Genomic DNA, 25,446 nt, shown 5'->3' with positions numbered 1-25,446 from the left:
CCGCCCGCGCCGATGACCGCCGAGATCGTCCTCGGGGTCGGCGGCGGCATCGCCGCCTACAAGGCGTGTGAGCTGCTCCGGCTCTTCACCGAGTCGGGCCACCGGGTCCGGGTCGTGCCGACCGCGTCGGCGCTCCGCTTCGTCGGGGCGCCGACCTGGGCCGCGCTCTCCGGCCAGCCGGTCGCCGACGACGTCTGGTCCGACGTGCACGAGGTGCCGCACGTCCGCCTCGGTCAGCACGCCGACCTGGTCGTGGTGGCTCCCGCCACCGCCGACCTGCTCGCCAAGGCCGCCCACGGCCTCGCCGACGACCTGCTCACCAACACCCTGCTGACCGCCCGCTGTCCGGTGGTGCTCGCCCCGGCGATGCACACCGAGATGTGGGAGCACCCGGCCACCGTCGCCAATGTGGCCACCCTGCGGTCCCGCGGGGTCCGGGTGATCGAGCCCGCGGTCGGCCGGCTCACCGGCAAGGACACCGGCAAGGGCCGGCTGCCCGACCCGGCGGAGATCTTCGCGGTCGCCCGCCGCGCCCTCGCCCGGGGCGTCGACGCCCCGGCCGACCTGGCCGGCCGGCACGTGGTGGTCACCGCCGGCGGCACCCGCGAACCGCTCGACCCGGTCCGCTTCCTCGGCAACCGATCCTCCGGCAAGCAGGGGTACGCGTTCGCCCGCGCCGCCGTGGCCCGGGGCGCCCGGGTCACCCTGGTCTCCGCCAACGTCGCGCTCGCCGACCCGGCCGGCGCGGACCTGGTCCGAGTGGGCACCACCGAGGAGCTGCGCAAGGCGACCCTGGAGGCGGCCGCGGACGCGGACGCCGTGGTGATGGCCGCCGCCCCCGCCGATTTCCGCCCGGCCAGCTACGCGCCGGGTAAGATCAAGAAGGCGGAGGACGGCAGCGCACCCACCATCGACCTGGTCACCAACCCGGACATCGCCGCCGAGCTGGGCCGGCGCCGCCGGCCTGAGCAGGTGCTGGTGGTCTTCGCCGCCGAGACCGGGGACGCCGAGGCGAACGGGCGGGCCAAGCTCGCCCGCAAGCGGGCGGACCTCATCGTGATCAACGAGGTGGGTGTGGACAAGGTCTTCGGCGCCGAGACCAACGCCGCCACGGTGATCGGGGCGGACGGAGCGGTGCACCGGATGCCCGAGCAGCCCAAGGAGGACCTGGCCGACGCCGTCTGGGACCTCGTGGTCGCCCGGCTGACCGAGCAATCCTGACGGTTGGTCACCTCGGGTTCCCCGGGTCACGCTGGGAGCACGGTGACTAAACTGCCGCCGAGCGACCTTTTCAAAGAGCTTTCACATGCTTAGGAGTGCCGTGACACGTCTCTTCACGTCCGAATCGGTCACGGAGGGCCACCCGGACAAGATCGCCGACCAGATCAGTGACGGCATTCTCGACGCGCTGCTCGCCCAGGACCCGCACAGCCGCGTCGCGGTCGAGACCCTGATCACCACGGGCCAGGTGCACGTCGCCGGCGAGGTGACCACCAAGGCCTACGCCGACATCCCGACCATCGTCCGGGAGACCATCCTGGGGATCGGGTACGACTCGTCGAAGAAGGGCTTCGACGGCGCCTCCTGCGGCGTCAGCGTCTCCATCGGCGCCCAGTCGGCCGACATCGCGCAGGGTGTGGACAACGCGTTCGAGCTGCGTACCGGCTCGTCGGAGAGCGCGCTGGACGCGCAGGGCGCCGGCGACCAGGGCATGATGTTCGGCTTCGCCTGCTCGGAGACGCCCGAGCTGATGCCGCTGCCGATCGCGCTGGCCCACCGGCTGGCCCGGCGGCTGGCCGCGGTGCGCAAGGACGGCACGATCCCCTACCTGCGGCCGGACGGCAAGACCCAGGTGACCATCGAGTACGACGGGCTGCGACCGGTCCGCCTGGACACGGTCGTGGTCTCCAGCCAGCACGCCGCCGACATCTCGCTCGACTCGCTGCTCACCCCGGACATCCGGGACCACGTGATCACTCCCGAGCTGGAGGGTCTCGGCCTGGAGATCGACGGCTACCGGCTGCTGGTCAACCCGACCGGGCGGTTCGAGATCGGCGGCCCGATGGGCGACGCCGGCCTCACCGGCCGCAAGATCATCGTCGACACCTACGGCGGCTACGCCCGCCACGGTGGCGGCGCCTTCTCCGGCAAGGACCCGTCCAAGGTCGACCGCTCCGCCGCGTACGCCATGCGCTGGGTCGCCAAGAACGTGGTCGCCGCTGGCCTGGCCGAGCGGTGCGAGGCGCAGGTCGCGTACGCGATCGGCAAGGCGCACCCGGTGAGCCTCTTCATCGAGACCTTCGGCACCGAGACCGTGCCGGTCGCGTCGATCGAGAAGGCCGTCGCGGAGGTCTTCGACCTGCGCCCGGCCGCCATCATCCGGGACCTCAACCTGCTCCGCCCGATCTACCAGCAGACCGCCGCGTACGGCCACTTCGGCCGCGAGCTGCCGGACCTGACCTGGGAGAGCACCGACCGGGCCGCCGACCTCAAGTCGGCCGCGGGAGCCTGACCGGCACCAGGCGCAGCGACCGGCGACCCGCGACGGGGTCGCCGGTCGCTCGCGTCTGCGTGGACCTGCCCCTGGCCCACCTCGACCGCCCGTTCGACTACCTGGTCCCCGCCGAGCTGGACGGCCCGGCGCAGCCGGGCGTGCGGGTGAAGGTGCGCTTCGCCGGCCAACTCGTCGACGGCTGGCTGCTGAAGCGGGTCGAGGAGTCCGACCACCCCCGGCTGGCGTACCTGGAGAAAGTGGTCTCGCCGGTGCCGGTGCTGGCCCCGGAGGTGGCCCGGCTGGCCCGCGCGGTCGCCGACCGGTATGCCGGCAGCCTCGCCGACGTGCTCCGGCTGGCCGTCCCGCCCCGCCACGCCCGGGCGGAGAAGGACGTCACCGCGACCGCCTCGGCAGACTCCGCCGACCCGGACGCCGCGGCGACCGGCCCCACCGCCGCCGACTCCGCCGGGGCGCTCGCCACCGACTCCGCCGGGCGCCCACCGGCCCACGGTCCCACCGAGGCCGTGGGCTCGCCGACGTCGGCGCCGGTGGATCCGCGCGGGTGGCGGGACTACCCGGCCGGCCCGGCCTTCCTGCGCGCGCTCACCGACGGGCGGGCGCCCCGCGCGGTCTGGTCCGCGCTGCCCGGCGAGGACTGGGCCGCCCGGTACGCCGACGCCGTCGCCGCCACCGTGGCCGGCGGCCGGGGTGCCGTCGTCGTGGTGGCCGACGCCCGCGACCTGGACCGCCTCGACGTCGCGCTCACCGTGGTCCTCGGGCCGGGACGGCACGTCTGCCTCTCCGCCGCGCTCGGCCCGGCCCGGCGTTACCGCGCCTTCCTCGCCGCCCGGCGCGGCGACGTGCCGGTGGTCGTCGGCACCCGCGCGGCCATGTTCGCCCCGGTCGACCGGCTCGGCCTCGTCGCGATCTGGGACGACGGCGACGACCTGCACGCCGAGCCCCGGGCGCCGTACCCGCACGCCCGGGAGGTGCTGCTCACCCGGGCCAAGCTCGGCGAGGCGGCCGCCCTGGTCGGCGGGTACGCCCGCACCGCCGAGGCGCAGCTGCTGGTGGAGACGCGCTGGGCCCGCGAGGTGGTGGCCGACCGGGCGACCGTCCGCGCCCGGGTGCCGGCCATCGCGCCGACCGGGGACGACCCGCAGTTGGCCCGCGACCCCGGCGCCGCCTCCGCCCGGCTGCCCAGCCTGGCCTGGACCACCGCCCGGGACACGCTCCGGGCCGACCTGCCGGTGCTGGTGCAGGTGCCCCGTCGTGGCTACCTGCCCTCGGTGGCCTGCGCCGGCTGCCGTACCCCGGCCCGCTGCCCGCACTGCGCGGGCCCGCTCGCGCTGCCCTCCGCCGACGGGGCGCCGGCCTGCCGCTGGTGCGGCCGGGTCGTCGCCGCGTACGCCTGCCCGGAGTGCGGCGGGCGGCGGCTGCGGGCCGCGGTCACCGGCGCCCGGCGGACCGCCGAGGAACTCGGGCGCGCCTTTCCCGGCGTCCCGGTGCGCACCTCGGGCCGGGAGGAAGTGCTCGGTTCGGTGTCCGGCGGGGCGGGCCTGGTGATCGCCACCCCGGGAGCCGAGCCGGTCGCCGACGGCGGGTACGGCGCCGTGCTGCTGCTCGACTCGTGGGCGCTGCTCACCCGGGCCGACCTGCGGGCGGGGGAGGAGGCGCTGCGGCGCTGGCTGGCCGCGGCCGCGCTGGCCCGGCCCGGCGCGGCGGGGGGTCGGGTGGTGGTGGTCGCGGACGGGGCGCTCGCCCCGGTGCAGGCGCTGCTGCGCTGGGACGCGGCCTGGTTCGCCGAGCGCGAGCTGGCCGAGCGGCGCGAGCTGGGCTTCCCGCCGGCGGTCCGGATGGCCAGCGTGACGGGCCCGGCGGACGCGGTGGCGGACCTGCTGGCCGGCGCCCGGCTGCCCGACGGCGCCGACGTGCTCGGCCCGGTGCCGGCCGACGAGGGGCGGGAACGGATGCTGGTCCGGGTGCCGCGGGCCCGGGCCGCCGCGCTCGCCGAGGCGCTGCACGCCGCCGCCGGGCAGCGCAGCGCCCGCAAGGCCGCCGATCCGGTCCGACTCCAGGTCGATCCGCTGAGCCTGTTCTGACTCGCCTGCCGTGACCTCTGCACTCAGCCGTCGTTGACGGTCGTGACCAGCGGTTTGTCGCACACCTCGTGCGGCCGGTCGGTGAACAACGCGTGATAGCGTTTCCCGTCATGCCGGAGTGCACGGATGGCGCGAAGATGGCGGAAGGGCGTCGGGCCGACGCCAACTCGATGATGTCAACCAGGCGCTGATTCAGGGGTGGACCAGTCGTGACCGTTCGTCAGTCGATCGTCTTCAACGGTGACCTCGGCAGCGGCAAGAGCACCGTCTCCGTCGAGATCGCCAAGCGGCTGAACATGCGCCGGGTCAGCGTCGGCGACCTCTACCGGCAGATGGCCCAGGAGCGGCAGATGACCGCCCTCCAGCTCAACCTGCACGCCGAGCTGGACCAGGCCGTCGACGGGTACGTCGACCAGCTCCAGCGGGACATCGCCGCCTCCGGTGAGCGCCTGGTGATGGACTCCCGGCTGGCCTGGCACTTCTTCACCGACGCGCTCAAGGTGCACATGATCACCGAGCCGACCGAGGCCGCCCGGCGGGTGCTCGCCCGGCCGTCCGGCCCGGCCGAGAGCTACACCTCGCTGGCGGAGGCGCGGGCCAAGCTCCAGGAGCGCAGCGAGAGCGAGCGCGGCCGGTTCATCGTGCGGTACGGCGTCGACAAGGCGCGGCTGCGCAACTACGACCTGATCTGCGACACCACCCGGGCCAACCCGGAGCAGGTGATCCAGCACGTCATCGACGTCTACGAGGGGCGGCTCGGCGCCGAGGTGCTGGCCGCGGGCCGGCCGCTGTTGCTGCTCGACCCGGGCCGGATCTACCCGACCGAGGACATCGCCACCCTGCGCGGGCTCTGGGACTCGGAGTTCGTCGGCGACGTGGCCGAGGCCGGCGACGAGGCCCTGGCGCCGCTGACCATCGGCTACACCGGGGAGTACTTCTTCGTGGTCGACGGGCACCGCCGGCTCAGCGCCGCCCTGCAGAGCGGCTTCCCGCTGGTCCCGGCCCGGCTCGCCGCCGAGGTGGAGGAGCCCGTGGTCGGCGGGATGAGCGCCGTCGACTACTTCGCCGCGCAGGCCCGGCCCAGCCTGATCCACGACTGGGAGGCCGCGCACGGCATCCAGCTCCCGCTGCCCGAGCACGCCCTGCTCGGCGGGGACGCGGTGCTGGCCGGGGAGCCGGGCACCGGCGTCTGAGCGGGGGCGGCCCTGCGGCGGGATCGCCGGATCGGGCGGACCGGAGCATGATGAGGGTCTCCGACGCCTGGGGAGGCCGACCGTGGATCCTGCCGACGCCCTCGCGCTGCTGATGTCCCCGGCGGGCCGGGTGGACCCGTACCCGACCTACGAGCAGTTGCGCGGCCACGGCCCGGTGGTCCAGGCCGGGCCGGTCTTCTACGTGGTGACCGACTACGCCGAGGCCGACGCGATCCTCCGGGACGCCCGCTTCGGGGTGATGGACGACAACTTGCGCGACCAGTTCCTGCCCGGCTGGCGGGAGAGCCCCGCGGTCCTGTCGATCTCCCGGTCGATGCTGCGCACCAACCCGCCCGACCACAGCCGGATGCGGCGGCTGGCCGCCGGCGCCTTCACCCCGCGCCGGATCGCCGCCATGCGGGACGTCGTCGTCGCCCAGGCCGACGAGCTGATCGACGGGATGTTGGCCCGCGGCCGCGCGCCGGTCGACTTCCTGGCCGACTTCGCGTACCCCCTGCCGGTGGGGGTGATCTGCGCGCTGCTCGGGGTGCCGGCCGCCGACCGGCCGCTGTTCCGGCGCTGGGCCACCGACCTCACCGGGATCCTGGAACCAGAGATCACCCCGGAGGAGCTGGCCGTGGCCGACCGGGGCGCCGGCGAGCTGCGGGACTACTTCTCCGCGCTGGTCGCGGCCCGCCGCCGGGCACCGGCCGACGACCTGACCACTGCGCTGGTGCAGGCGCACGACTCCGACGGCGACCGGCTCTCCGGCGACGAGCTGCTGGCCAACCTGATCGTGCTGCTGGTGGCCGGTTTCGAGACCACCACCAATCTGCTCGGCAACGGCCTGGTGGTCCTCCTCGACCATCCCCGCGAGGCGGCCACGCTGCGCGACCACCCCGAGTTCGCCCCCGGCTACGTCGACGAGCTGCTGCGCTACGACTCACCGGTGCAGCTCACCTCCCGGATGAGCACCGCCCCGGCCCGGCACGGCGGCGTCGACCTGCCCGCCGAGAGCTGGCTCATCGTGATGCTCGGCGCCGCGAATCGGGATCCCCGCCGCTACCCCGAGCCGCAGCGCTTCGACCCGTGGCGCCCGCAGGTCCACCCGCTCTCCTTCGGCGCCGGCCCGCACTACTGCCTGGGCGCCGCCCTGGCCCGGCTGGAGGCGCAGGTGGCCTTCCCGCTGCTGCTGCGCCGGCTGCCCGGGCTCGCCCTGGCCGGGCCGCCCGAGCGGCGGATCCGGCTCACCCTGCGGGGCTACGCCACCCTGCCGGTCACCGTGGGTGACGGGGAGGCGTCGGTCGTCGATCGCGGTACGCCGGCCGGGGCGACCGGGGCCACTCCGTAGACTGGTACGGCACCACTCGTCCCAGTTAAGGAGCCACCCCGCGTGACCGTCCAGCCCATCCGTCTGTTCGGCGATCCGGTGCTGCGCACGCCGGCCGATCCGGTGGTCGACTTCGACGCCGAGCTGCGCAAGCTGATCGCCGACCTGACCGACACGATGCGCGAGCAGAGCGGGGCCGGCCTGGCCGCGCCGCAGCTCGGGGTGGGCCTGCGGGTGTTCACCTTCGACGTGGACGACGTCCTCGGGCACCTGGTCAATCCGGTGCTGGAGTTCCCCGACGAGGAGGAGCAGGACGGCCCGGAGGGGTGTCTGTCCATCCCCGGGCTCTACTTCGACACGAAGCGCCGGCAGAACGTCATCGCCAAGGGCTTCACCGGCTACGGTGACCCGCTGCAGATCGTCGGCACCGGCCTGATGGCCCGGTGCGTCCAGCACGAGACCGACCACCTCGACGGGGTGCTCTTCGTCGACCGGCTCGACCCGGCCGGCCGCAAGGCGGCCATGAAGGCGATCCGCCAGGCCGAGTGGTACGACCCGGCCACCCCGCCGACCGTCAAGCTCAGCCCGCACGCCGCCGGCAACCCGTTCGGCCTGGGGCGGTGACGCGGATGCGTCTGGTCTTCGCCGGCACGCCGGCCGTCGCCGTTCCCGCCCTGGACGCCATCGCCGCGTCCGGCCACGAGCTGCTGGCCGTGGTCACCCGTCCCGACGCGCCGGCCGGCCGCGGCCGGGGCCTGGTCCGCTCGCCCGTCGGGGCGTGGGCCGACGCGCACGGCGTCGAGGTGCTGACCCCGGCGAAGCCGCGCGAGCCCGAGTTCCTGGACCGGCTCCGCGAACTGGCCCCGGACTGCGTGCCGGTGGTCGCGTACGGCGCGCTGGTGCCGCCGGTGGCGCTGGACATCCCCCGGCACGGCTGGATCAACCTGCACTTCTCGCTGCTGCCCGCCTGGCGCGGCGCGGCGCCCGTGCAGCACGCCGTGCTGCACGGCGACGAGCTGACCGGGGCCAGCGTCTTCCAGCTGGAGGAGGGGCTGGACACCGGCCCGGTGTACGGCACGGTGACCGACGAGATCCGCCCCGGCGACACCTCCGGAGACCTGCTGGAGCGGCTCGCCCACTCCGGTGCGGGACTGCTGGTGGCGGTGCTGGACGCGCTCGAGGCCGGCACCGCCCGGGCCGAGGCGCAGCCCGCCGACGGGGTCTCCCTCGCGCCGAAGCTGACCGTGGCGGACGCCCGGGTCCGCTGGACCGACCCGGCGTTCGCGGTCGACCGCCGGATCCGCGCCTGCACCCCGGCACCCGGCCCGTGGACCACCTTCCGCGGCGACCGGGTCAAGCTCGGCCCGGTCACCCCGGTGGCGAACGGCCCCGAGCTGAAGCCCGGCGAGCTGCTGGTCGAGAAGTCCCGCGTGCTGGCCGGCACGGCCACCGTCCCGGTGCAGCTCGGCGAGGTGCGCGCGGCCGGCAAGAAGGCCATGTCGGCGAGTGACTGGGCGCGCGGCGCCCGGGTCGCCGCGGGCGAGGTGCTCGCGTGACGGGGCCCGTCGAGCCGCGGGACGGCGCGGGTCGAGCCGGTGGCGGCCGTTTCCCCGACCGGTCCGGCGGTGGCGAGCGGTCGCGGGATCGCGGCGGGGAGCGTTCCGACCGGCCGGCCCGCGAGGGGCGCTTCGGCGCCGACCGGCGCGGCGGCCGTCGCCCGGCCCGGCCCACCGTGGACCTGCCCCGGCACGTGGCCTACCAGGCGATCGCCGCGGTGCACCGGGACGATGCGTACGCCAACCTGGTGCTGCCGACGATGCTGCGGGACGAGGGGCTGACCGGCCGGGACGCCGCCTTCGCCACCGAGCTGACCTACGGCACGCTGCGCCACACCGGCACCCTGGACGCGATCATCACCGACGCGGCCGGCCGGGACGTGCAACGGATCGACCCGCCGGTGCGGGACGCGCTGCGGCTCGGGGCGTACCAGCTCCTGCACACCCGGGTGCCGGCGCACGCGGCGGTCTCCTCCACGGTCGACCTGGTCCGCGCCGTCGGCCCGGGCGCCACCGGCTTCGCCAACGCGGTGCTCCGCGAGGTGGCGACCCGCGACGCCGACGGCTGGGTGGCGAAGCTCGCCCCGTCGGTCGAGACCGACCCGATCGGCCACCTGGCCCTGGCGTACAGCCACCCGCAGTGGATCGTGCGGGCCTTCGCCGAGGCGCTCGGCGGCGACCTCGGCGAGACCACCCGGCTGCTGATCGAGGACAACGAGCGCCCCCCGGTGCACCTGTGCGCCCGGCCGGGCCTGGCCGACCCGGTGGAGCTGGCCGACGAGGTCGGCGGCGCGCCCGGCGCCTTCTCGCCGTACGCGGTCTACCTGTCCGGCGGGGCGCCGGGTGAGCTGCCGGCGCTGGCCGAGGGGCGGGCGCACGTCCAGGACGAGGGCTCGCAGTTGGTGGCGAACGCCCTCGCCGTCGCGCCGCTGGACGGCCCGGACGGCCGCTGGCTCGACCTGTGCGCCGGTCCGGGGGGCAAGGCCGGCCTGCTCGGCGCGCTCGCCGCGCAGCGCGGTGCCCGGCTCACCGCCGTCGAGGTGGCCGAGCACCGGGCCCGGCTGGTCGCCCAGGCCACCCGGGACCTTCCGGTGACCGTGCTGAACACCGACGGGCGGACGGTCGGCGCCGACCCGAAGCTGCCGGAGGGGCACTTCGACCGGGTGCTGGTCGACGCGCCGTGCACCGGCCTCGGCTCGCTGCGGCGCCGCCCGGAGTCCCGCTGGCGCCGCCAGCCGGCGGACCTGCCGCCGCTGACCCGGCTGCAGCGGGAACTGCTCACCGCGGCACTGCGCGCGGCGCGGCCGGGCGGCCTGGTCGCGTACGTGACCTGCTCGCCGCACACGGTGGAGACGCACGTGACGGTGACCGAGGCGTCCCGCCGCTGCGGGTTCCCGGTGGACTTCGTCGACGCCCGGCCGCTGCTGCCGGCCGGCATGCCGGGGCTGGGGGACGGGCCGACGGCGCAGCTCTGGCCGCACCGGCACGGCACCGACGCGATGTTCCTGGCGGTGCTGCGCAAGGGCTGACGCCCCCGCACCACCGGCCAGGCCCCGCCTGCCGCACGCCGGACTCCTGCCACCTTGACCAAGGAGTTTGCGTCGGGACGCCACGTCTCCGCGACGCAAACTCCTTGGTCAACAGGCGTGGCGTCGGGTTGTGGGTGCGGATCGGGCGGCGGGAAGGAGAGTTCACGCGGGATGTGACACCCCCGTTGACTCTTATATCGATACATGTAACTGTGCCGATCATCGGCTCGGGCAAGCCCACCCCGCCCGTCCGTCCCGCCGACCCCACGAGGAGTCTCCATGAGACGCAGCACCCCGACCGCGGGCCCCGCGCTCGCCCTCGTCGCCACCCTGGCGGCGGCCCTGACCGGCACCGCCGCCTCCGCCGCCTCCGCACCGGCGGCCCCCGCCCTGGCCGCACCGGACATCTCGGTGGCCAACGTCCAGGCCCACCTGACCCAGCTCAACACCATCGCCACCAACAACGGCGGGACCCGGCGGGCCGGCTCGGCCGGCTACACCGCCTCGGTGGCCTACGTGAAGTCCAAGCTCCAGGCCGCCGGCTACACGGTCACCGAGCAGACCTGCGCCACCTGCACCTATCCCGGCAGCAACCTGATCGCCGAGTGGCCGCAGGGCCCCGCCGACCAGGTGATCATGTTCGGCGCACACCTGGACAGCGTCTCCGCCGGCCCGGGCATCAACGACAACGGCTCCGGCTCCGCCACCCTGCTGGAGAACGCGCTGGTGCTGGCGAGTCAGAACCCGTCCATGACCAAGCGGGTCCGGTTCGCCTGGTGGAACGGCGAGGAGCAGGGGCTGCAGGGCTCGAAGTTCTACGTCAACCAGCTCAGCGCCACCCAGAAGGGGTACATCAAGGCGTACTACAACTTCGACATGGTCGGCTCGCCCAACGGCGGGTACTTCATCAACCGGGTCAGCTCGACCACGGCCGCGCCGCTGAAGGCGTACTGGGACTCGTTCGGCCTGCAGCCGGAGGAGAACACCGAGGGGCAGGGGCGCTCCGACGACTACTCCTTCGCCAACGCCGGCATCCAGACCTCCGGGTACGCGGCGGGGGCCAGCTACACCAAGACGTCCGCCCAGGCCAGCAAGTGGGGCGGCACCGCCGGCGCCGCGTACGACTCCTGCTACCACCGGGCCTGCGACACCACCAGCAACATCAACGCGACCATCCTCAACCGCAGCGCCGACGGCGTCGCGTACACGATCTGGCAGCTCGCGGTCGGCGGCACCCCGACCAACGACTTCTCCGTCTCGGTGAGCCCCACCTCCGGCACCGTGGCCCGGGGCGGCTCCACCACGGAGACCGTCAGCACCGCCACCACCAGCGGCAGCGCCCAGCCGGTCAGCCTCTCCGCATCCGGCGCGCCGAGCGGGGTGAGCGTGTCGTTCAGCCCGTCCTCGGTGACCTCGGGCGGCTCGGCGACCATGACCGTCAGCGCCTCCTCGACCGCCACCACCGGCACCTGGACCATCACGGTCACCGGCACCGGGTCGGTCACCCGCACCGCCAGCTACACCCTCACCGTGACCGGCACCGGCGGCTGCACCGGCGGGCAGCTCATCGGCAACGGCAGCTTCGAGTCGGGGACGGCGCCGTGGACGGCGACCGCCGGTGTGATCACCAGCTCGTCGAGCCAGCCGGCCCGGACCGGGTCCTACAAGGCGTGGCTGGACGGGTACGGCAGCAGCCACACCGACACGCTGTCGCAGTCGGTGAACATCCCGGCCGGGTGCGCCAGCTACACCCTGGCGTTCTGGCTGCACATCGACACGTCGGAGACGACCACGTCGACGGCGTACGACCGGCTGACCGTGCAGGTCGGCAGCACCACGCTGGCGACGTACTCGAACCTCAACGCCGCCTCCGGCTACCTGCCGCGCACGTTCAACCTGGCCGCTTACGCGGGGCAGACGGTGACGCTGAAGTGGACCGGCGTGGAGGACGCGTCGCTGCAGACCAGCTTCGTCGTCGACGACGTGACGTTGCAGGTCGGCTAGCCGGTGCGCCATTGCGGGGCGGGCGGCGGACCCGCCCCGCTCACCGGACCGGCAGTCCCTTGCTGCCGGCGCCCTTGAGGGAGCGGGTCAGCGTCCGGTCCGACACCCAGAGGAAGCACTGCACGCCGCGCTCGCCGTCCTTCCACTCCTCCTCGAGGGGGTGGTAGATGATCGTGCCGGCCCGGTACTGCAGGTCGCTGTCGTTCGGCACCTTCACGTACTTCGCGGCCAGCCCCCGGCAGGCCTTGTGCGCCCGCAGCGAGGTGCGCTCGAACTCGGCGTAGGAGATGTCCGGGAACTGGTAGACCCCGACGAACTCGGCGTGGTGCTTCGCGGTGCAGGAGACCGGTCGCATCTCCTCGATGTCGTCCTTGACCAGCTTCGGGTTGAAGCAACCGAAGGCCAGCGGGGAGCCCGCGGCGAGCGCCCCCCGCAGGGTGGCGGCGCGCGGGACGACGCTGCCGTCGTCGAGGCTGTTCACCTCGGAGGCGTCGCAGCGGAACCAGCGCGCCCCGCCGGTCCAGGCCGGCGCGGAGGGGAAAACGACGGAAACCACCAGGCGGCCGCCGCGCCAGTCCGCCCCGACGGTCTTGCTGACCTGCGTGTCGCACTCGGCGCGGGCGGTGCGCATCCCGCTGGACCCGGCGCGCGGGGGCGCGCTCCGGTCGGCGTCCGAGCCGGTCAGGGTGCCCACGTGCAGCGTCTCGGCGCGGTGCAAGGTGGTGCAGGCGACCGGGTTGTAGCCGCTCAGGTAGCCGACGTCCTGGACCGTGACGTGGCAGGTCCCGGCCTCCGGCACGAACGCCACCGCCCGTGGCAGGGCGGGCCAGTCGTCGGCCAGGTCCCGGTCCACCCCGGCCGGCGCGCCGCACCCGGCGAGCGCCAGCGTCGCCGCCGCGCCCACGGCGGCCGCCGTCCACCATCGCCGCATCGCACCGACCTCCCCGTCGTCGTGGTCGCGCCGACCGGCGCCGAGTGCCGACTTCGACCATTTCGGCGCGGCGCGTCCGACGCCCCGCCGCGACCGGAACGGTCGACCGCCACGGCGGTGCAGCATACGGCACCGGGGCTCAGCTGACGGGTAGTCCCTCCGGGCCGGCCCCGCGCATCGACCGGGTCAGCTTCCGGTCGTCGCTCCACAGGAAACAGCGCACCCCCCGATCGCCCTCCTCCCATTCCCGCTGCGACGGCGGGTAGAAGATCGAGCCGGCCCGGTACGGCAGGTCGGCGTTGTTCGGCACCTCGGCGAAGGCGGCGATGAGCGCCATGCAGCGGCGGTGCACGGCCGGGGCGGCGCGCAGGAAGTCCGCCCAGCTCATGTCGCGCTCCTCGTAGACGCCGACGAACTCGGCGCGGTGTGCCTCGGTGCAGAGCACCGGGGCCATGTAGTTGAGGTTCTCGCCGATCAGCTTCGGGTCGAAGCAGCGGTGCGCCAACTGGTTGTCGCCGACCAGCGCGCCGCGCAGGCTGCCGACGCGGTTCACCGGCCGGGTGTTGTCGATGCTGTCGGTCTCGGCGAGGTCGCAGCGGTACCAGCGCGCCCCGGCCAGCCACGCGGCCGTCGTGGGCAGCGCGATGTTCATGGTGAGCCGGGCGGCGTGCCAGTCCCCGCCGATCACCTCCCGGGCCCGCTGGTCGCACTCGGCCCGGGCGACCCGCAGCGCCGGGGAGCCCGGTTTCGGCCGGGCGCCGGCGGCGGCCGCTCCGGTGAAGGCGCCGACGTGCACCACCTCGGCGAGATGGCTGCGCGCGCAGTCGACCGTCTCGTACGTGGCGGCCTGCACGACGGCGGTGATGCGGGGCAGGCAGGCGTCCGTGGCGGGGACGAACATTCGGGGCGCCGGGAGCGCGGGCCAGTCGTCGGTCAGGTCGCCGTCGGCCCGGTGCGGCGCGACACAGCCGCCCAGGACCACCGTCGCCGTGCCGGCCAGCGCCAGCGCCAGGAGCCACCGTCGCATCGTCCGCCCTTTCCGGGAGCTGACAGCCGGTCGCCACGGTCCCCGCGGCGTTCTCCGCCACCTGGCGTGCGGCAACCGTGACAGTCCCTGTTGGAGTGTCGCCGTCTTTCGGTCGATCGGCCAGTGAAGCATGGCTTCCCGTTCCGGAATCCTCCTCCGGACGGGCCAATTCTGCACCAGCGGTCACGTCTGGATCACAGGGAGTCCCCGCCGGTGCCGTGCCGTGAACGGTCGGTGGCCGCGTTCGTACACTGGCCCGGTGACCGTACCGCCGCCGATCATCGCGCCCAGCATCCTGGCCGCCGATTTCGCCCGCCTCGCCGACGAGGTCCGCGCCGTGGAGCACGCCGCCGACTGGTTGCACGTCGACGTCATGGACAACCACTTCGTGCCGAACCTGACCATCGGGCTCCCGGTGGTGCAGAGCCTGCGCGCGGCGACCGAGCTGCCCTTCGACGTGCACCTCATGATCGAGGACCCGCGGCGCTGGGCCCCCGGCTACGCCGACGCCGGCGCCTACAACGTCACCTTCCACGCCGAGGCGTGCGACGACCCGGTGGCGCTGGCCAAGGACCTGCGCTCGGCGGGCGCGAAGGCGGGGCTGGCCATCGACCGGGACACCCCGATCGAGCCCTACCTGGAGCTGCTGCCCAGCTTCGACACGTTGCTGATCATGACGATCAAGGCCGGCTTCGGCGGGCAGCGGTTCATCCCGCAGCTGCTGGACAAGGTGCGCACCGCCCGGCGTCACGTCGCCGCCGGCCACCTGGAGCTGCGCATCGAGGTCGACGGCGGGATCGCCGCGGACAGCATCGAGCAGGCCGCCGCGGCGGGCGCCGACGCCTTCGTCGCCGGCACCGCGGTCTACGGCGCCGACGACCCGGCCGAGGCGGTACGCCGGCTGCGCGGCCAGGCGGAACGCGCGATGACCGGGGCCTGACGTGGACCCGGCCGGCGAGCGACCCGACGTCATCCTCGTCGTCGACGACGACGCGGACATCGCCCGCTTCGTCGAGTTCAACCTGCGCCTGCACGGCTTCGAGGTGCTGCACGCCGGCGACGGCCAGGAGGCCCTGGAGGTCATCGAGCGGCAGCGGCCGGACCTGGCCGTGGTGGACCTGATGATGCCCCGCATCGACGGCCTGGAGCTGACCCGCCGGCTGCGTGCCGACCCGATGACCTCGGCCCTGCCGGTGATCATGCTGACCGCCAAGGGCATGACGGTGGACAAGGTCAACGGGCTCAGCGCCGGCGCCGACGACTACCTGGTCAAGCCCTTCGACACCGCCGAGCTTATCGCCCGGGTCAGCTCCACGCTGCGCCGCAACAAGGAGTTCCGGGAGGTCTCCCCGCTGACCGGGCTGCCCGGCAACAGCCGGATCCGCCGGGAGATCAGCGACCGGGTACGCAACGGCGCGGACTACGCGGTCGGCTACATCGACATCGACCGGTTCAAGAGCGTCAACGACCGATACGGGTTCGTCCGCGGCGACGAGTTCATCTCCGCCCTGGCCCGCAGCCTGCACCGGGCGGTGGTCTCGCTCGGGCTGCCGCCGGCCTTCCTCGGCCACGTCGGCGGCGACGACTTCGTCATCGTCTGCACGCCCGGCCAGATCCGGCCGCTCACCAGCCGGGCCGTGGTGGACTTCGAGAAGGCCGCCGACGCCCTCTACGACCCCACCGACCGGGAGCGCGGCTTCGTCGAACTGAAGGACCGGCGGGGCAACATCCGCCGGGCCGCCCTGGTCACCCTCTCCATCGGCGTCTCCCTCTCCGACCCGGGGAAGCGCTTCACCGACCCGCTCGAGGCGATCGCGGTGGCCTCCGAGATGAAGACGGTCGCCAAGAGCCAACCCGGGTCATACGTCGCGGTCGACCGGCGCCGGGGCGTGACGTGACGATCCGGTCGTCGCTGTGAGGTAGCTCGCCTCTGTGGCACGACCCCCCGCCGGGCGTGTAAGACTTCCCGTGTACCCACCACGCGCTGGCGGGGCTCGGTGAAATTCCGAACCGGCGGTGATCCACGGTCCGACCGTGGTAAGCCCGCGACCCGGACGGCTTCGGCCGGACGGTGGACCTGGTGAGAATCCGGGGCCGACGGTTGGGGTGCGGCTCGTCCGCCCCCAGACAGTCCGGATGGGAGACAGCGCGCGGGACGGGGAGGCCCCTGCCGGCCGCTGACACCCTCAGCCGCCGCGTGGGCTTCCCGGGGTCGGCCGTGCCGTCCCCGGATCTCCGCCGCCGCTCGTCCGCGGCATCCGTGCCGCCACCTCCCAGCCCCGCCCGCGCGCGACCGGCGAGTGAGAGGGCAGGGGAAGGCGATGGCGAGCGTCTCCATCGACGACGCGATGCGTCGCGCGATCACGCTGGCCGCTCGCGGTCTCGGCACCACCAGCCCCAACCCGGTGGTCGGCTGCGTCCTGCTCGACCCGACCGGCGAGCTCGTCGGGGAGGGTTTCCACGCCTACGCGGGGGGCCCGCACGCCGAGATCGTCGCCCTCGCCCAGGCCGGCACGCGGGCGCGCGGCGGCACCGCGGTGGTCACCCTGGAGCCCTGCGACCACACCGGCCGCACCGGCCCCTGCAGCCACGCGCTCATCGCGGCCGGCGTCGCCCGGGTGGTGGTGGCCGTCGGCGACCCCAACCCGGTCGCCTCGGGCGGCGCGGCCACTTTGCGCGCCGCCGGGGTCGAGGTCGAGATGGGGGTACGCGCCGAGGAGGCCGAGGCCGGCAACATCGCCTGGCTCACCTCGATGCGCCGCGGCTGGCCGTACGTGATCTGGAAGTACGCCGCCACCCTCGACGGGCGCTCCGCCGCCGCCGACGGCACCAGCATGTGGATCACCTCCGAGGCGGCCCGGATCGACGTGCACGCCCTGCGCGGCACCGTCGACGCGGTGCTCGCCGGGGTGGGCACCGTGCTTGCCGACGACCCCCGGCTCACCGCCCGCAACCTGCGCGACGGCACCCTGGCCATCCGGCAGCCGCTGCGCGTGGTGGTGGACAGCTCGGGGCGTACCCCGGCCGCCGCCCGGGTCCGCGACGGCGCCGCCCGGACCTGGGTCGCCACCGCCGCGGAGGTCGGGGCCGGGCCGGACGGCCGGGTCGACCTGCCGGCGCTGCTCGCCGAGCTGCACCACCGCGGCGTCCGGGCGGCCCTGCTGGAGGGCGGCCCCCGGCTGGCCGGCGCGTTCCTCGCCGCCGGCCTGGTCGACAAGATCGTCGGGTACGTCGCGCCGAAGCTGCTCGGCGCCGGCCCGACCGCGCTGCTCGACGCCGGCGTGACGACCATCGCCGACGCCATCGACCTGGAGATCACCGACGTTACGCAGGTCGGCCCCGACCTGCGGATCACCGCGCTGCCCCGGAAGAGGGAGGCCTGAATGTTCACCGGCATCGTCGAGGAGCTGGGCGAGATCGTCCGGACCATCGAGACCGGGGGCGACTCCGCGCTGGTCGCGATCCGCGGCCCGCTGGTCACCTCGGACGCCCGGCACGGCGACTCCATCGCCGTCAACGGGGTCTGTCTGACCGTGGTCGACGTCGACGGCGGAGTGTTCACCGCCGACGTGATGGGGGAGACCCTGCGCCGCTCCGCGCTCGGCGCGCTGCGCCCGGGCGACCCGGTCAACCTGGAGCGGGCCGCCGCGCTGGGCAGCCGCCTCGGCGGGCACCTGGTGCAGGGGCACGTCGACGGGGTCGGCGAGATCATCTCCCGGGAGCCGGCCGCACAGTGGGAGACGGTCCGCTTCCGGCTCCCCGCCGCGCTGTCCCGCTACGTGGTGGAGAAGGGCTCGATCACCGTCGACGGCGTCTCGCTGACCGTCGCCGAGGTGGGCGACGACTGGTTCACGGTCGGGCTGATCCCGACCACCCTGAAGCTCACCTCCCTCGGCGCCAAGGACGTCGGCGACCCGGTCAACCTCGAGGTGGACGTGCTGGCCAAGTACGTCGAGCGGCTGCTCGGCGACCGGCCGGCGGGAGGTGAGCGGTGATGGGCCCGCTCGGCTGGCTGCTCGACGCCCAGGTCCAGGTCGCCGGCTCGCCGGTGCTGGTCCGGGAGATCGTCGGCAACGTCTTCGGCCTCGCCTCCGCGCTGCTCGGGCTGCGCCGGCTGGTCTGGGCCTGGCCGGTCGGCATGATCGGCAACGCGCTGCTGTTCACCGTCTTCCTCGGCGGCGTCTTCGCCACCCCGCAGGCGCACGACCTCTACGGCCAGGCCGGCCGGCAGGTCTTCTTCTTCGCGGTCAGCGTCTACGGCTGGTGGCGCTGGTCGCGCAACCGCCGCTCCGGCGGCGGGGAACAGCCGGCCGTCACCCCGCGCTGGGCCACCTGGCGGGAGCGGCTCGGCCTGCTCGCCGCCGCCGCGGTCGGCACCGCCGCCGCGTACCCGGTGCTGGCCGCGCTCGGCTCCTGGGGCCCGCTGCCCGACGCCTGGATCCTGGTCGGCAGCCTGCTCGCCACGTACGGCATGGCCCGTGGCTGGGTGGAGTTCTGGCTGATCTGGATCGCGGTGGACGCGGTCGGCGTGCCGCTGCTGCTGCAGGGCGGCTTCTACCCGTCGGCCGCGATGTACCTGGTCTACGGCGGGTTCTGCGCCGCCGGCCTGTACGCCTGGTGGCGCACCTCCCGGACCTCCCCGCCCGCCCGCACCCCGATTCCGCCGACGTACTCGGAGGCAGTGGCATGAGCACCAGATTTGGCAGCATCGAGCAGGCGGTGGCGGACATCGCCGCCGGCCGGCCCGTCGTCGTGGTCGACGACGCGGACCGGGAGAACGAGGGCGATCTGATCTTCGCGGCCGAGCTGGCCACCCCGGAGCTGGTCGCGTTCATGGTCCGCTACACCTCCGGCTACATCTGCGTGCCGCTCACCGAGAGCGAGTGCGACCGGCTGGACCTGCCGCCCATGCACCACACCAACCAGGACCGGCGCGGCACCGCCTACACGGTGACCGTGGACGCCCGGGAGGGGATCAGCACCGGCATCTCGGCCGCCGACCGGTCGCACACCATCCGGCTGCTCGCCGACTCGACCACCGACCCGACCGACCTGGCCCGCCCCGGGCACGTGGTGCCGCTGCGCGCCCGCGAGGGCGGGGTGCTGCGCCGGCCCGGGCACACCGAGGCGGCCGTCGACCTGACCCGGGCGGCCGGGCTGCGCCCCGCCGGCGTGCTCTGCGAGCTGGTCAACGACGACGGCACCATGATGCGCGTGCCCGACCTGGAGAAGTTCTGCGCCGAGCACGGCCTGACCCTGATCACCATCGCCGACCTGATCGCCTACCGGCGGCGGACCGAGAAGCAGGTGGAGCAGGTCGCCGAGGCGCGGATGCCCACCCCGTACGGGGTGTTCCGGGCGCTCGGCTACCGCAGCGACTTCGACAGCGCCGAGCATGTGGCGCTGGTCATGGGCGACCTCGGCGACGGGCAGGACGTGCTGGTCCGGGTGCACTCCGAGTGCCTCACCGGGGACGTCTTCGGCTCGCTGCGCTGCGACTGCGGCCCGCAGTTGCAGGCCGCCCTGGCCCGGGTGGCCCGGGAGGGGCGCGGGGTGGTGCTCTACGTGCGCGGGCACGAGGGGCGCGGCATCGGCCTGCTGCACAAGCTGCAGGCGTACCAGCTTCAGGACCAGGGCCGGGACACCGTGGACGCGAACCTCGACCTGGGCCTGCCCGCCGACGCCCGCGACTACGGCACCGGCGCGCAGATCCTCTACGACCTCGGCGTCCGCTCGATGCGGCTGCTGACCAACAACCCGGCCAAGCGGGCCGGCCTGGAGGGGTACGGCCTCACGGTGAGCGGCCGCGAGGGGCTGCCCATCCGGTCGAACCCGGAGAACGTGCGCTACCTGCGCACCAAGCGAGACCGGATGGGCCACCTCCTGGAGGGCCTGGACGAGGTGACCGAGGCGCCGATGGGCCGCCCGGTCGCCGGCGACGAGATCGGAGCATAGGCATGGCGGGTTTCGGGGAACCGGGTGTCACCGCGGTGGACGCCGCCGGGCTGACCGTCGGCATCGTGGCGGCGCGCTGGCACGGCGACCTCACCGACCACATGGTCGACCGGGCGGTGGCCGCCGCCGAGGCGTGCGGGGCGGCGTCCGTGGTGGCCCGGGTGGCCGGCTCGGTCGAGCTGCCGGTGGTGGCCCAGGCGATGGCCCGCCGGTACGACGTGGTGGTCGCCCTGGGCGTGGTGGTCCGGGGGGCGACCGCGCACTTCGACTACGTCTGCCAGTCGGTGACGGAGGGGCTGACCCGGGTGGCGCTGGACGAGGGCAAGCCGGTGGCGCACGGGGTGCTCACCGTGGAGACCATCGAGCAGGCCCGGGACCGGGCCGGGCTGCCCGGCTCGGCGGAGGACAAGGGCTGGGCGGCGACCGTCGCGGCCCTGGACGCCGCCCTGGCCATCCGCGGCCTTGACGCGATCAACGGCCGCCGGGTCGGCTTCGCCTGATCCACGCTGCGGCGGTCAGCCACGGGAGCGCGGCAGGCAGCACTTCTTGTACTTGAGGCCGGAGCCGCACCAGCAGGCGTCGTTGCGCTCCGGCGGCCAGGAAATCTGGGCGCCGGGGCGGGTTGCCAGCTCCCGCGCGTAGCGGGTGCGGATCTCCGGATCCGTCGGATCCCCGTTGTGCCGGCTGGCCCAGCCGGTGAGCCCGTCCACCGATGCGCTGACCATGGTCAGTCCGGTCCGGCCGGTGTTGGCCTCCTCGACGAGGTGCCGTTCCAGCCGGCCGCGGTGCGCGTCCCAGTCCGGCCCGTACGCCTCGGTCAGCTCGGCGTGCTCGGCGAGCAGGCGGTCGAGCTCGGCCCGGGGCCAGAAGAGCAGGTCGGGCTCCGCGCCCTGGCGCTGCTCCGCCCGGCGGACGAGCTGGACCTCCAGCCGGTCCGCCAGATCGTCCTGCCGATCATGCGGCAGGTTCAGGTCCCGGCGTACCCGGTGCCGCTGTTGCAGCAGGAAGAAGAGCACGCCGGGCGCCTCCGGAGGGCCGACCTCCACCGCCGCCTCGGCGGCGGGTACGGCCTCCGCGGGTGCGCCGGGCGCGGTGGCGCGCCGGCCCAGCACGGTGTCGACCGCCTCACTCAGCCACTCCTCGGCGATCGCCGATTGACCGCCGGCGTCCAGGGCCGCGCTGACGTACGCCGGGGCCTCGGGCTGTTCGATCAGGAGCTGGCGCACCGCGGCGAGTTCCGCCATTGCCTCGTCCTGCCGGCCGCCGGCCCGGAACAGGATCCGGGCGCGCAGCGCCCGGGCGAAGCCGGCCGGGGCATCCTCGACCGACGGGTACGCCGCCAACGCCCGGTCCGCGTACCGCAGCGCGGCGTCGAGCCGCCCGCGGATCTCGGCGATCTCCGCGGCCAGGGTCAGCGCGTCCCCGGCGTCCGCCGGCTCCGCCAGCCGGCCCTGCGCCACCGCGTCGGCCAGGTCGGCGGCGACGCCGAGCGGATCGGCCGTCCGGAGCGCCGAGCGGCGAAGCTCGTCGAGGTCGGCGCTGGTGATCACGTCTCTCGTCGGCACGATCTCACGGTACGTCGGGTTCCGCCCGTACCGCCGCGGGATCCGGCCGTCACGGGCACCTCGACGCCTTGGTGGCCCGGGGATGGTGACGGGTCGGCCCCGGGGCGCATCGTCACCCGGGGCGGCTGGAAGAATCGCATCCCGTGAAGACGTTCGAGGAGTTGTTCGCCGAGCTGCAGGCCAAGGCCGCCGCCGGCACCCCGGGCTCGGGCACGGTCGCCGCGCTCGAGAAGGGGGTGCACTTCATCGGCAAGAAGGTGGTCGAGGAGGCGGCCGAGTCGTGGATGGCCGCCGAGCACGAGGGTCCGGAACGGGCCGCCGAGGAGATCTCGCAGCTGCTCTACCAGGCCCAGGTGCTGATGCTGGCCACCGGTCTCGAGCTGAAGGACGTCTATCGACATTTGTGAGTGCCGCCGCCCGCTGATCACCTGATCGACCGAAGGAGCACTCCACCCATGCTGCGTGTCGCCGTACCCAACAAGGGGGCGCTGGCCGAGTCGGCCGCCCAGATGCTGCGCGAGGCGGGCTACCGCCAGCGCACCGACCCGAAGGACCTGGTCTGCCGGGACGAGCCCAACGACATCGAGTTCTTCTACCTCCGCCCCAAGGACATCGCCACCTATGTCGGCTCGGGTGATCTCGACGTCGGCATCACCGGCCGCGACCTGCTGGTCGATTCCGGCGCGCCGGCCGAGGAGGTCGTCGACCTGAACTTCGGCCGGGCCACCTTCCGCTTCGCCGCCCGCCCCGACGACGTCGACTCGGTGCAGGAGCTCGGCGGGCGCCGGATCGCCACCGCGTACCCGGGCCTGGTCGAGCGGCACCTGGCCGAGCTGGGCGTCAAGGCCGAGGTGATCCGGCTGGACGGCGCGGTGGAGAACGCGATCCGCCTCGGCGTCGCGGACGTGGTCGCCGACGTGGTGGAGACCGGCGCCACGCTGCGCCAGGCCGGCCTGGTGGTCTTCGGCGAGCCGCTGCTGCGCTCCTCGGCGGTGCTGGTCCGCCGGGCCGGCGCGGCCGGCTGCGCCCAGTCCGAGCAGTTGCTGCGCCGGCTGCACGGCGTGCTGGTCGCCCGCCGCTACGTGATGCTCGCCTACGACGTGCCGGCCGGCCTGCTGGACCGGGCCAGCTCGCTCACCCCCGGCATCGAGTCGCCGACGGTCTCCCCGCTGCACCGGGAGGGCTGGGTCGCGGTGCAGGCGATGGTCCTGCGGGACGACGCGCACCGGATCATGGACGAGCTCTACGAGCTGGGCGCCCGGGCCATCCTGGTCACCAACATCCACGCCTGCCGGCTGTGAGGCCGCTGCCGGCGCCGGCCGCCCTGGCCGTGGTCGTGGTCGGCGGGTTGGGCTCGGCCGCGCAGGGCGTGGTCAACGCCGAGCTGGGGGAGCGGGCCGGCGACCCGGTGCTCGGGGCGGTGGTCAACAATCTCGGCGGCAGCCTGCTGGTGCTGCTCGGGCTGGTCGCGCTTCCGTCGATGCGCGCCGGGCTGGCCGCGCTGCGCGGTTCCGGCCTGCCCTGGTGGGCGTACCTGGGCGGGCTGGGCGGGGCGGCGATCGTGGTGATCGGCCCGTTCGTCGTGCCGGCGCTCGGGGTGGCGGTCTTCACCATCGCCCAGGTGGCCGGGGGCAGCCTCGGCGGGCTGGCCGTGGACCGGGTCGGGCTGGCCGCGACGGGCCGGCTGTCGCTGACCGGGCCCCGGGTCGTCGGGGCGCTGCTGGGGATCGCCGCGGTGGCCCTCGCCCAGCTCGGCCAGCCGGTCGGCGACCTGGCGGTCGGGCTGGTGCTGCTCTCGGTCGTCGGCGGCCTGGCGGTGGCCCTCCAGTCCGCGCTCAACGGGCGGGTCGCCGCGGCCGTCGGCCCGGCCGCCGGGCTGGCGGTGAACTTCGCGGTCAGCACCTCGGCGATCGCCGGGGTGGCGGCGCTGGCCGGCGTGCTGGCCACCCGCCCCACCTGGCCCGCCCAGTGGTGGCTCTATGTCGGCGGCCTGTTCGGCGTCGGCATCGTGCTCGCCCTGCTGGTCGGCGTCCGGGCCGCCGGGGTGCTGCGCACCGGCCTGGCCCTGGTGGCCGGGCAGCTCGGCGGTGCCCTGCTGCTGGACGTCGCGCTGCCCGGCGGAGCCGGGGTCCGGCTGCCGGTGCTGGCCGGTGCGGCGCTCACCGGCGTGGCGGTGCTGGTGGCCGGGGTCCGGCGGCGCGCGCCGGTCCGTGTGGCGCCGGAAGACGAGCCTGCTCCGGATGGCAGACTGGTCGGGTGAGCGATTCCGTGGTGACCGTGCGGCCGCGCCGGATCCGGCTGGTCTGCTGGGTGTCGGCCGTCACGCTGGTGGTGGTGTTCAGCCTGGTGGCGACCTCGCTGACCGGGTCCACCGGCGACGGCTACGGCACGTTCCAGCGGGGCGACCAGCTCGCCATGATCGGGCTGGGCGTCTTCGGCGCCCTCGGCATCCTGCTCTTCACCCGGCCCCGGGTGGTGGCCGACGCCAAGGGCGTGCGGGTCCGCAACGTGATCGGCTCGTACGAGCTGCCGTGGGAGGTCGTCCGGGGTGTCCGGTTCGACCGGGGCGCCCCCTGGGCCAGCCTGGAGCTGCACGACGACGACCTGCTGCCGATGGTGGCTCTGCAGGCCGCCGACAAGGAGCATGCGGTGGAGGGTGTCCGCGCCCTGCGCCGCCTGCACCAGGCCCACCTGGCCGCCCTCGCGGGCGAGGCCGCCTCCCACTGATCGCACCCCTCCCGGGAACGGTGGCCGACGGGGGTGCGTCCGGCCGCTGGGGCCGGCCCCGCGGGCGTGCGGAGCCCGGTTTGGGGAGGGGTGGGGTGGGGGTGTAGTGTTGCGGAGTCGACCAGACTGCCCCCGTCTCTGACGTGCGGGTGGTCCTGAAGCGGAGCGCCTGCTCCCACCCGAGTCGCCCCTGTAGGTGGCCGGGTCCGGTCCTCCGGTTCCGGGCACGTCCCGGCTCCGGATGCGCGATCATGTGATCGTGCCGACCGGTCGAGCGGGCCCTGGCATGCGCCGGGGCCTTCTGCTTTCCGGGTCGGCTCCCGCCCGGGAGCCCGCGGAGTCGGCACCGTAGGAGACTCGACTCGAGGAGGCCCCATCAGCGTCGAACCACGCGTGAACGAGCAGATCCGGGCACGTGAGGTCCGACTGGTCGGCCCTGAAGGTGAGCAGGTGGGCATCGTCCCGCTGGAGCGCGCCCTTCAGCTGGCCGCGGACGTCGACCTGGACCTGGTCGAGGTTGCGCCGATGGCGCGCCCGCCGGTGTGCAAGCTCATGGACTTCGGCAAGTTCAAGTACGAGAGCGCACTGAAGGCGCGCGAAGCGCGGCGTAACCAGCAGCAGACCGTCATCAAGGAGATGAAGCTCCGGCCGAAGATCGATCCGCACGACTACGAGACCAAGAAGGGTCACGTGGTGCGGTTCCTCAAGGCCGGCGACAAGGTCAAGGTGACGATCATGTTCCGCGGTCGCGAGCAGAGCCGCCCGGAGCTGGGTTACCGGCTCCTGCGTCGGCTCGAGTCCGAGATCTCGGAGCTGGGGTACGTCGAGGCCGCGCCGAAGCAGGACGGCCGCAACATGATCATGGTGCTCGCGCCGCACCGCGCCACCAAGGCCGCCGCGGTCGCCGCGACGGCCACCCGGGGCGGACCCCGGGAACGGGCCGCCGAAGGCGCCCCGGAGGCCGGCGAGACCGCAGCAGCCGGTGAGACCGGCACGACCGCTGAGACCAGCGGCCAGTAACAGGGGAGAGACG

General features: G+C 74.4%; 24 protein-coding genes and 1 riboswitch. Of the genes, 21 read left to right on the top strand and 3 right to left on the bottom strand.

Translation table 11 applies throughout. The features are described from left to right. Nucleotides 1-12: 12 nt before the first annotated feature. From coaBC to Q2K19_RS32750, 9 genes are all read left to right on the top strand, one after another. A complete protein-coding gene (gene coaBC, locus Q2K19_RS32790) occupies nucleotides 13-1,221 on the top strand; it encodes a bifunctional phosphopantothenoylcysteine decarboxylase/phosphopantothenate--cysteine ligase CoaBC (protein ID WP_302766342.1) in 1,209 nt (402 codons plus the stop codon). A gap of 100 nt (nucleotides 1,222-1,321) precedes the next feature. Then, nucleotides 1,322-2,512 (top strand): methionine adenosyltransferase, encoded by a 1,191-nt coding sequence (gene metK / locus Q2K19_RS32785; RefSeq protein WP_302766339.1) that lies wholly within the window; start codon nucleotides 1,322-1,324, stop codon nucleotides 2,510-2,512. Between the two features lie 59 nt (nucleotides 2,513-2,571). Continuing rightward, nucleotides 2,572-4,596 (top strand): primosomal protein N', encoded by a 2,025-nt coding sequence (locus Q2K19_RS32780; RefSeq protein WP_302766337.1) that lies wholly within the window; start codon nucleotides 2,572-2,574, stop codon nucleotides 4,594-4,596. Nucleotides 4,597-4,805: 209 nt separating this feature from the next. Continuing rightward, nucleotides 4,806-5,789, top strand: a complete 984-nt coding sequence (locus tag Q2K19_RS32775) for an AAA family ATPase (RefSeq protein ID WP_302766336.1) — start codon at nucleotides 4,806-4,808, stop codon at nucleotides 5,787-5,789. A 112-nt stretch (nucleotides 5,790-5,901) separates the two neighbouring features. Further along, on the top strand, nucleotides 5,902-7,140 hold the full coding sequence (locus Q2K19_RS32770) for a cytochrome P450 (protein ID WP_446839774.1): 1,239 nt from the start codon (nucleotides 5,902-5,904) through the stop codon (nucleotides 7,138-7,140). A 42-nt stretch (nucleotides 7,141-7,182) separates the two neighbouring features. Next, nucleotides 7,183-7,743 (top strand): peptide deformylase, encoded by a 561-nt coding sequence (gene def / locus Q2K19_RS32765; RefSeq protein ID WP_302766333.1) that lies wholly within the window; start codon nucleotides 7,183-7,185, stop codon nucleotides 7,741-7,743. Between the two features lie 5 nt (nucleotides 7,744-7,748). Continuing rightward, a complete protein-coding gene (fmt, locus tag Q2K19_RS32760; protein WP_302766332.1) occupies nucleotides 7,749-8,675 on the top strand; it encodes a methionyl-tRNA formyltransferase in 927 nt (308 codons plus the stop codon). Then, a complete protein-coding gene (locus Q2K19_RS32755) occupies nucleotides 8,672-10,204 on the top strand; it encodes an RsmB/NOP family class I SAM-dependent RNA methyltransferase (protein WP_302766331.1) in 1,533 nt (510 codons plus the stop codon). The genes fmt and Q2K19_RS32755 overlap by 4 nt, the downstream gene beginning before the upstream one ends. A 279-nt stretch (nucleotides 10,205-10,483) precedes the next feature. Next, nucleotides 10,484-12,208, top strand: a complete 1,725-nt coding sequence (locus tag Q2K19_RS32750; RefSeq protein WP_302766329.1) for a M28 family peptidase — start codon at nucleotides 10,484-10,486, stop codon at nucleotides 12,206-12,208. Between the two features lie 40 nt (nucleotides 12,209-12,248). Here the strand turns inward: Q2K19_RS32750 and Q2K19_RS32745 are convergent, their stop codons facing one another. Both Q2K19_RS32745 and Q2K19_RS32740 read right to left on the bottom strand, forming a co-directional pair. Continuing rightward, nucleotides 12,249-13,139, bottom strand: coding sequence for a septum formation family protein (locus tag Q2K19_RS32745; protein WP_302766327.1), 891 nt, complete (start codon nucleotides 13,137-13,139; stop codon nucleotides 12,249-12,251). A 139-nt stretch (nucleotides 13,140-13,278) separates the two neighbouring features. Further along, nucleotides 13,279-14,166 (bottom strand): septum formation family protein, encoded by an 888-nt coding sequence (locus tag Q2K19_RS32740; RefSeq protein ID WP_302766326.1) that lies wholly within the window; start codon nucleotides 14,164-14,166, stop codon nucleotides 13,279-13,281. A gap of 259 nt (nucleotides 14,167-14,425) precedes the next feature. Between Q2K19_RS32740 and rpe the strand changes: the two genes are divergently transcribed. The 7 genes from rpe (at nucleotide 14,426) to ribH (ending at nucleotide 20,621) form a co-directional block, all read left to right on the top strand. Continuing rightward, nucleotides 14,426-15,106, top strand: a complete 681-nt coding sequence (rpe, locus tag Q2K19_RS32735) for a ribulose-phosphate 3-epimerase (protein WP_302766324.1) — start codon at nucleotides 14,426-14,428, stop codon at nucleotides 15,104-15,106. A gap of 1 nt (nucleotide 15,107) precedes the next feature. Then, entirely contained in the window at nucleotides 15,108-16,064 is a 957-nt protein-coding gene (locus Q2K19_RS32730; RefSeq protein WP_302766323.1) for a GGDEF domain-containing response regulator, read from the top strand. A gap of 81 nt (nucleotides 16,065-16,145) precedes the next feature. Beyond that, a riboswitch (FMN riboswitch) is annotated at nucleotides 16,146-16,318 on the top strand. Between the two features lie 169 nt (nucleotides 16,319-16,487). Next, nucleotides 16,488-17,549 (top strand): bifunctional diaminohydroxyphosphoribosylaminopyrimidine deaminase/5-amino-6-(5-phosphoribosylamino)uracil reductase RibD, encoded by a 1,062-nt coding sequence (gene ribD / locus Q2K19_RS32725; RefSeq protein ID WP_302766321.1) that lies wholly within the window; start codon nucleotides 16,488-16,490, stop codon nucleotides 17,547-17,549. Further along, on the top strand, nucleotides 17,550-18,161 hold the full coding sequence (locus Q2K19_RS32720; RefSeq protein WP_302766319.1) for a riboflavin synthase: 612 nt from the start codon (nucleotides 17,550-17,552) through the stop codon (nucleotides 18,159-18,161). It begins immediately after the preceding gene. Next, nucleotides 18,161-18,856: a nicotinamide riboside transporter PnuC gene (gene pnuC / locus Q2K19_RS32715; RefSeq protein WP_302766316.1), complete on the top strand. Its 696-nt coding sequence runs from the start codon at nucleotides 18,161-18,163 to the stop codon at nucleotides 18,854-18,856. The genes Q2K19_RS32720 and pnuC overlap by 1 nt, the downstream gene beginning before the upstream one ends. After that, nucleotides 18,853-20,121 (top strand): bifunctional 3,4-dihydroxy-2-butanone-4-phosphate synthase/GTP cyclohydrolase II, encoded by a 1,269-nt coding sequence (locus tag Q2K19_RS32710; RefSeq protein WP_302766314.1) that lies wholly within the window; start codon nucleotides 18,853-18,855, stop codon nucleotides 20,119-20,121. The genes pnuC and Q2K19_RS32710 overlap by 4 nt, the downstream gene beginning before the upstream one ends. Nucleotides 20,122-20,123: 2 nt before the next feature. Next, a complete protein-coding gene (gene ribH / locus Q2K19_RS32705) occupies nucleotides 20,124-20,621 on the top strand; it encodes a 6,7-dimethyl-8-ribityllumazine synthase (RefSeq protein WP_302766312.1) in 498 nt (165 codons plus the stop codon). Between the two features lie 15 nt (nucleotides 20,622-20,636). On the opposite strand, the gene Q2K19_RS32700 is transcribed toward ribH, so the two are convergent. Continuing rightward, nucleotides 20,637-21,686 carry an SEC-C metal-binding domain-containing protein gene (locus tag Q2K19_RS32700; RefSeq protein ID WP_302766311.1) on the bottom strand — a complete coding sequence of 350 codons (1,050 nt, stop codon included), beginning with the start codon at nucleotides 21,684-21,686 and terminating at the stop codon, nucleotides 20,637-20,639. A gap of 143 nt (nucleotides 21,687-21,829) precedes the next feature. Between Q2K19_RS32700 and Q2K19_RS32695 the strand changes: the two genes are divergently transcribed. The 5 genes from Q2K19_RS32695 (at nucleotide 21,830) to infC (ending at nucleotide 25,433) form a co-directional block, all read left to right on the top strand. Continuing rightward, nucleotides 21,830-22,093, top strand: coding sequence for a phosphoribosyl-ATP diphosphatase (locus Q2K19_RS32695; RefSeq protein WP_036375234.1), 264 nt, complete (start codon nucleotides 21,830-21,832; stop codon nucleotides 22,091-22,093). Nucleotides 22,094-22,141: 48 nt separating this feature from the next. Then, nucleotides 22,142-22,987, top strand: a complete 846-nt coding sequence (hisG, locus tag Q2K19_RS32690) for an ATP phosphoribosyltransferase (protein ID WP_302766305.1) — start codon at nucleotides 22,142-22,144, stop codon at nucleotides 22,985-22,987. Further along, nucleotides 22,984-23,946, top strand: coding sequence for a DMT family transporter (locus Q2K19_RS32685; RefSeq protein ID WP_302766303.1), 963 nt, complete (start codon nucleotides 22,984-22,986; stop codon nucleotides 23,944-23,946). Before hisG ends, Q2K19_RS32685 begins: the two co-directional genes overlap by 4 nt. Beyond that, a complete protein-coding gene (locus tag Q2K19_RS32680) occupies nucleotides 23,943-24,413 on the top strand; it encodes a PH domain-containing protein (RefSeq protein WP_302766302.1) in 471 nt (156 codons plus the stop codon). The genes Q2K19_RS32685 and Q2K19_RS32680 overlap by 4 nt, the downstream gene beginning before the upstream one ends. Before the next feature lie 393 nt (nucleotides 24,414-24,806). Beyond that, nucleotides 24,807-25,433 (top strand): translation initiation factor IF-3, encoded by a 627-nt coding sequence (gene infC, locus Q2K19_RS32675; protein WP_302766301.1) that lies wholly within the window; start codon nucleotides 24,807-24,809, stop codon nucleotides 25,431-25,433. Nucleotides 25,434-25,446: the final 13 nt, after the last annotated feature.

This window comes from Micromonospora sp. NBRC 110009, from assembly GCF_030518795.1.
Taxonomy (GTDB): domain Bacteria; phylum Actinomycetota; class Actinomycetes; order Mycobacteriales; family Micromonosporaceae; genus Micromonospora.
The sequence above is the reverse complement of the archived record's forward strand: the minus strand, read 5'-3'. Positions and strand labels throughout refer to the sequence as shown.